1 protein-coding gene is annotated in these 7626 nt (G+C 77.0%); it reads left to right on the top strand.

Translation table 11 applies throughout. The features are described 5' to 3' along the window. The coding region (locus EF903_RS25095; protein ID WP_125546819.1) for an SDR family NAD(P)-dependent oxidoreductase at window positions 1-7626 on the top strand (7626 nt) is incomplete at both ends.

Raw genomic sequence — 7626 nt, 5'->3', positions numbered from 1 at the left:
ACCGGGCGGCCCGCTACAGCCGCTGGGGCAGCTTCCTGCGCGGCATCGACGTGTTCGACCCGCTCTTCTTCGGCATCTCGCCCCGCGAGGCGGAGATCATCGACCCCCAGGAACGGCTCTTCCTGCAGACCGCCTGGCACGCCATGGAGAACGCCGGACGCACCCGCGCGGACCTGCGCGCCCACCGCGTGGGCGTGTACGTCGGCGCGATGTACGGGCTGTACCAGCTGCACGAAGCCGAGGACGGCCGCATCGGCGCCTCCTCGCACGCCTCCATCGCCAACCGCGTCTCCTACGCCCTCGGCCTCACCGGCCCCAGCCTGGGCGTGGACACCATGTGCTCCTCCTCGCTGACGGCCCTCCACCTGGCCGTGCGCGACCTGCGCGCCGGGGACACCGACATGGCCGTCGCGGGCGGGGTCAACCTGCACGTCCACCCGTACAAGTACCGCTTCCTCGGCCAGGGCAGCTTCACCTCCAGCGACGGCCGCTGCCGCAGCTTCGGCGCGGACGGCGACGGCTACGTGCCCGGCGAGGGCGTCGGCGCGGTGCTGCTCCGGCCGCTCGCGGACGCCGTCCGGGACGGCGACCACATCCACGGCGTCATCCTCGCCACCAGCGTCAACCACGGCGGCCGCACCAACGGCTTCACCGTGCCCAACCCCGTCGCCCAGGGCGACCTCGTCGCCCAGGCGCTCGGGGAGGCGGGCGTGGACCCCGCCACCCTCGGCTACCTGGAGGCGCACGGCACCGGCACCGCCCTCGGCGACCCCGTCGAGATCCGCGGGCTGGCCCGCGCCCTGGCCGACGCCGGACTGCCCCCGGGCAGCCTCCCGATCGGCTCGGTCAAGTCCAACGTCGGCCACCTGGAATCGGCCTCCGGCATGGCCGGGCTGTGCAAGGTGCTCCTCCAGATGCGGCACGGCCGGCTCGCGCCCTCGCTGCACGCGGACCCGCCCAACCCGAACATCGACTTCGGCTCGACCCCGCTGCGCGTACAGCGCGACCTCGCCCCCTGGCCCCGGCCCGACGGCGCGCTCCGGCGCGCCGGCATCAGCTCCTTCGGCGCGGGCGGGGCCAACGCGCACGTCGTCGTGGAGGAGTACGCCGCCCCGCCGGCCGCCGGGCAGGAGTCCGGCCCGTACCTGTTCCCGCTCTCCGCCAAGGCGCCCGAACGGCTCCCCGTCCTCGCCGCCGAGCTGGCCGACGCCCTGGAGCGCGGCCTCGCCGACGGAACGGCCCCGCGTCTCGCCGACGTGGCGTTCACCCTCCAGCAGGGCCGCGAGGAGTGGGCCGACCGCATGGTCGTCCTGGCCTCGACCGCCACCGAACTGGTGGCCCGGCTGCGCGGCGAGGACCCGTCGGGGGTGTGGACCGGCAGCGCCCGCGGCCGCGCCGCCCGCGCCGCCGCCCCCGCCGGCGGCGACCCGGCGTCGATCGGCGCCGCCTGGGCAGCCGGAGCCCGCGTCACATGGCCCGAGGGCAGCGGCCGCCGCGTGCCGCTGCCGGGCTACCCCTTCGAGGAGCTCCGCTGCTGGCTCACCGACGCCATCTGGACGCCGCCCGCGCCGCCCGCCGGGGCCGCCGCGGCGGGCCCGGCGCACCCGCTGCTCGACTCGATCGACCCGGCCGGCAGCCTGGACGGCCTGACGTACCGGACCGCCTTCGCACCCGAGCACCCGTACATCGCAGGCCACCGGCTCGGCGAGACCCGCCTGCTGCCCGCGGCCGCCGTCCTGGAGATGGCACGCGCCGCCGCCGAGGCGGCCGGCGCCGGGGAGCGGCTGCGGCTGTCCCACGTCCGCTGGCTGCGCCCGTTCGTCGTGGCCGGAGCCGAGCGCACGGCACGGACACGGCTGCGCCGCGGCGACACCGGCACCCGCTTCGACCTGCGCGACGACACCGGCGAACTCCTCGCCGAGGGCCGGGTGGAGCCCCTGTCCGAGCCCGCCGGGGCGAGCCTGGACATCGACGCCGTGCGGGCCCGCCTCGCCGGCCACCACGACGGCGGGGCCCTCTACGACGACCTCGCCGCTGCGGGGCTGTTCTACGGCCCCGCCCTGCGGGCCGTCGAATGGATCGCGGCCGGCGACGGCGAGGCGCTCGTCCGCCTGCGGATCCCCGCCGAAGCCGCCCGCTTCGCCGGCTCCGCCCTCCACCCCTCGGCGGTCGACGGCGCCCTGCACGCCTTCGCCGTCCTGCGGGACCGCGACAGCGGCCCCGCGATGGTGCCCTACGCCCTCACCGCCGCCGAGGTCCACGCCCCGGTGACGGACCTCGGATACGCCCACGTCCGCACCGTCGGCACCGACCGCTACGACCTGACCCTGACCGACTCCGAGGGGAACGTCCACGTGCGACTGCACGACCTGTCGCTGCGCCCCGCGCCCGGTGTCGCCCCGGCCCCGCGGGCCGCAGCCCCGGCCGCGGCGGCCGTCTCCGCCGAGGCGGCCGCCGCCGCGGACGACCTGATGTTCGTACCGCGCTGGACCGAGCTGCCAGGCCGGCCCCCGCAGCCGCTCCCCGACGCCGCCACCACCTGGCTCGTGCACGGGCCGGACTCGGCGCCGCTCGCGGCGGCCCTGCGCGCCCGCCTCGGCGGCACCGTCGACGCGTTCGGCCCGGAGGGCGCCGCCACCGCCACCGGACGCCCCGACCACGTCATCCTGCTCGCCCCCCGCAGCGCGGGCGGGACCGACGACACCGCGGCGCTCGAAGCAGCCCAGGAACGCGGTGTCCTCGCCCTGTTCCGGCTCGCCAAGGTCCTCCAGCGGACCCGCTCGGCCGTCCGCCTCACCGTCGTCACCGAGGACGCCCTGAGCACGGCGGACGAGCCCGTGGCCAACCCGTACGCCGCCGCCCTGCACGGACTGGCCCTGTCGCTGGCCCAGGAACACCCCCGGTGGCAGGTCGCCGTCGTCGACCGCTCCTCCGCCGACGCGCCCTCCGCCGACGTGCTCGACGCCCCCGCGGGCGGCCCCTACGCACTGCGCCGCGGTGTGCTGCTCCACCGGCTTCTCGTCCCCGTCACGGCCACACCGCCGCAGGAGCGGATCCGCCGGGACGGCACCTACCTCGTCCTGGGCGGGGCCGGCGGCATCGGCCTGGAACTCACCGCCTGGCTCGTGCGGAGCCACCGGGCGAAGGTCGTCCTCCTCGGCCGCGGCGAACTCGGCGCCGAGCGCAGCGCCCGGCTGCGCGCCATCGACCCCGAGGGCGCCCTCGTGTCCTACCGCAGGGCCGACGCGACCGACCCCGCCGCGCTGCGGGATGCCGTCGAGTGGACCCGGAGCACCCACGGAGCCCTGCACGGCGTCTTCCACGCCACGATCGTCCTGCGCGACCAGACCGTCGCCACGATGACCGAGGACACCTTCCGCTCCGTCCTCGCCGCCAAGGCCCACACCTCGGTCGCCCTGCACGCCGCCCTGCGCGACGCGGAAGGCCTGGACTTCGTCCTGTTCTTCTCCTCGGCCGTCGCCCTCTCCGGCAGTGCCGGGCAGGGCAACTACGCGGCCGGATCCACCTTCGAGGACGCCTTCGCCCACCACCTCGACTGGATGCTCCCCGCCCGGGTGGCCGTCATCAACTGGGGCTACTGGGGGACCGTCGGCATCGTCGCCGACGAGCGCTACCGCGAGCGGCTCGCCGCCACCGGGATCCACTCGATCACCCCGGAGGAGGGGATGGCCGCCGTGCACGCCGTGCTCGGACGCGACGACCGCCAGGTCGTCGCGGTCAAGGCCGACGCCGCCGCGCTCGCCGCGGTCGGCGCCCGGCCGCGCGGAGCGTCCGGACCGCCGGACGGCCCGCGGAGCACGCCGTCCGGCACCGGAACGCCGCCCGACGACCCGGCGACGCCGCCCGACGACCCGGCCCTGGTGCCGGCGCTCGCCGAGCTGCCGCCGGTCGCCCCGCTCCTCACCGAGGCCGCCGACGCCCGCCTGACCGACATCATGTGCACGTGGCTGTGGATGCTCTTCCGCCGCGAAGGGGTCTTCCTCGACGGCGCCGAGAGCTGGCAGAGCGCCGCCCTCGCCGAACGGCTGGCCGTCGTCCCCGCCCGGCGCCGGCTCTTCGCCGAGCTCCTGCGCCAACTGGCCGGGGCCGGCTTCCTCGACGACCGCGGCGGAGCACTCGTCCCCGCGGGACGCGAGCCCGCCGGGGACCCCGAGGCGGACCTGGTCGAGCTGTGCGGGCGCGAGCCCGCGCTGGGCCGCTTCGACCGGCTGCTGCGCCCCTGCATGCAGAACCTCTTCGGGGTGCTGCGCGGCACCGTCCGCGCCACCGACGTGATGTTCCCGGGCGGCTCCAGCGCCCTCGTCGAGGGCGCCTACCGGGGCAGCCCGGTCGTCGACCGCGCCAACGAACTCGTCGTCGGCGCCGTCCGGGACCTGCTGTCCCGCCACGAGGGCCCGCTCACCGTCATCGAGGTCGGCGCGGGCACCGGCGGCACCACCGCGAGCGTGCTGCCCGCGCTCGCCGCTTCCGGAGCGGAGGTGGCGTACGTCTACACGGACATCTCCCAGGCCTTCCTGCGGCACGGCAGGCAGCGGTTCGCCGAGCAGCACCCGTACGTCCGCTTCCAGCGGCTCGACATCTCCGCGGACCCCGAGCCCCAGGGCTTCGCCCCGGGCGGCGCCGACCTCGTCGTCGCGGCCAACGTGCTGCACGCGACCTCCGACCTGCTCGCCACCCTGCGCGCCGTGGCCCGGCTGCTCAAGCCGGGCGGCCGGCTGGTCCTCAACGAGGCCAGCAGCAACGTCCTCACCGCCACCCTCACCTTCGGACTGCTCGACGGCTGGTGGCTGCACGAGGACGCCGAACTGCGGCTGCCCGGCTCACCGCTGCTGTCCGCACCCGGATGGCGCAGGGCCCTCGCCCTCGCCGGGTTCGCCCGCAGCCGGGCCGTACCGGCCGACGAGGGGCTGAGCCAGCACGTGGTGGTCGCGGAGACGGCACCCGGCCGTACCGCGCCCGCCGCCGCCGCGGACGCCCCGCAGGCGCTCCCCGCGGCGCCCCCGCTCCCCGCGGCGGGCCCGTCCGGCACGGAGGCCGGCGGGCTGCAGGACGCCGCGCAGGAGTACGTCAAGGACGCCTTCGCGCAGATCCTCCAGGTGCCGCGGGAACGGCTCTGGCTGGACGAGACGTACGAGAACTTCGGCGTCGACTCGCTGACGGTCCCCCTCATCGTGGACGTCCTCGCCGAGGGCATGGGCGAGCTGCCCGTGTCCCTGCTGTTCGAGTACCCGACCATCCGCGAGGTCGCCGAGTACCTCGTCGAGCGGCACGCCGACCGGGTGCGTGCGCTCCTCCCCGAACCCGCCGCGAAGCCCGCCGCGGAGCCCGCGCCTGCACCCGCCGCGGAGCCCGTGCCCGCGCCCGCCTTCGAACCCGCGGCCGCCCCGGCCGCATCCCGGCCCGCGGCCGGGGTGCGCCCCGCCGCCCCTGCGGCGCAGCCCGCGCCGGCCGCCGACCGGCGCATCGCGATCGTCGGCGTCTCCGGCCGCTACCCCCTGGCCGAGGACCTCGACACCTTCTGGGACAACCTGCGGACCGGCCGGGACTGCGTGCGCCAGGTGCCCGCCGACCGCTGGGACCACCGGGCCCCCGCCACCGCCGACGGCCGTCCCGTGAGCCGCTGGGGCGGCTTCCTCGACGGCATCGACGAGTTCGACCCGCGCTTCTTCCAGATGTCCCTGCGGGAGGCCGAGCTGACCGACCCCCAGGAGCGCCTGTTCCTCCAGGCCTCCTGGCACGCCGTGGAGGACGCCGGATACACCCGGGCCCGCCTGCGGGGCAGCCGCGTCGGCGTGTACGTGGGCGTGATGTACGGGCACTACCAGCTGTTCGAGGACGCACAGGGCCTCGCCGGCGGCATGGGCTACGCGTCCATCGCCAACCGAGTCTCCTACTTCTTCGACTTCCAGGGGCCGAGCCTGGCCGTCGACACCATGTGCTCCTCCTCCCTCACCGCCATCCACCTCGCCTGCGAGGCCCTGGCGGCGGGGCAGGCGGACTACGCGCTCGCGGGCGGCGTCAACCTCGCCCCCCACCCGCGCAAGTACCGCCAGCTCGCCGCCGGCGGGTTCACCGGAGAGAGCGGTCGGTGCCGAAGCTTCGCGGCGGACGGCGACGGCATGGTGCCCGGCGAGGGCGTCGGCGCCGTCCTGCTCAAGCCGCTGGCGGCGGCCGAACGCGACGGGGACCGCATCCTCGGCGTGATCCTCGGCAGCTCCGTCAACCACGGCGGCAAGACCGGCGGATTCGCCGTGCCCAGCCCCGGCGCCCAGGGCGAGGTCATCACCCGGGCCCTGAGCACGGCGGGAGTGCCGGCCGACGGGATCTCGTACGTCGAGGCGCACGGCACCGGGACCCGGCTGGGCGACCCGGCCGAGATCGCCGGGCTCGTACGGGCCTTCGGCGGCCTGCCGGCCGGTTCCGTCGCCCTCGGCTCCGTGAAGTCCAACCTCGGCCACCTGGAGTCGGCCGCGGGCATCGCGGCGCTCACGAAGGTCCTGCTCCAGATGAAGGCCCGGGAACTGGCGCCGTCCCTGCACGCGGACGCCCTCAACCCGGCCGTCGACTGGGACGCGGTGCCCTTCCGGGTGCAGCGCGAACGCGCCCCCTGGAAGAGCGCCGGACCCCTGCGCGCGGGCGTCAGCGCCTTCGGCGCGGGCGGCTCCAACGCCCACCTCGTGGTCGAGGAGTACCGGACGCCGGAGCCGCGGCCCGACACCCCCGCGGGACCGGTTGTCCTCCCGTTCTCCGCACGGGACGCGGAGGGCCTGCGCCGCGTCGTCGCGGGCATGCGGACCTGGCTCGGCGCACAGGGCGGCGGCGCCGACCCCCGCGACATCGCGGCCGCGGCCGGCGTCCCCGTCACCGCGGTCGACGAACCGCTCGACGAACTGGGCCTGGAGCCGGCCACGATGGTGCGGCTGATCGGCCCCGGCGACGCGGTCGCGGCGGGCACCGTGCACGGCGGCACCACCCTGCGCGAGCTCGCGGGCCGCGTCGCGGGCGGCGCCGGCGTCGACCTCCACCGGCTCGCCCGCACCCTGCAGACCGGCCGGGAGGCCATGGCCCACCGGTTCGCCGTCGTCGCCCGGTCGGCGGCCGAACTCACCGAGGCCCTCGACGCGTTCCTCGCCGGACGGCCCGCGGGCCACACCGGTGTCGCGGCCGCCGAGCCGGGGGCCCCGTCCGCGCCGTCCGCCGCGGACCCGCACGACACGGCCCGCCGCTGGGCCGCGGGAGAGGCCGTCGACTGGGAGGCCGGCCACACCGCCCCGGTACCCGTGCTGTCCCTGCCCGGATACCCCTTCGCGCGCACCCGCTGCTGGATCGACGCCGTCGCCCCGGCCGCACCCGCCGCCGGCGCCGCACCCGCCGCCCCGGCGGCCCCCGGGAGCGCGGACGCCGCAGCCAGGGGCGCCCGCGCCCGGGACGCCGTCCTGGCCCTGCTGGGCACGGTCACCGGCTACGACCCCGCCGACCTCGACCCGGCGCAGTCCTTCCACGACCACGGCCTGGACTCCCTCGGCCTCCTCAGGCTCGCCGACGAGGCCTCCACCGCCTTCAGCGTGCCCGTCGGCCCCGACCAACTGCTCGCCACCCCCACCC

This window comes from Streptomyces sp. WAC05292, from assembly GCF_003949955.1.
GTDB lineage: Bacteria > Actinomycetota > Actinomycetes > Streptomycetales > Streptomycetaceae > Streptomyces > Streptomyces globosus.
This window is presented reverse-complemented; position numbering and strand designations above follow the sequence as displayed.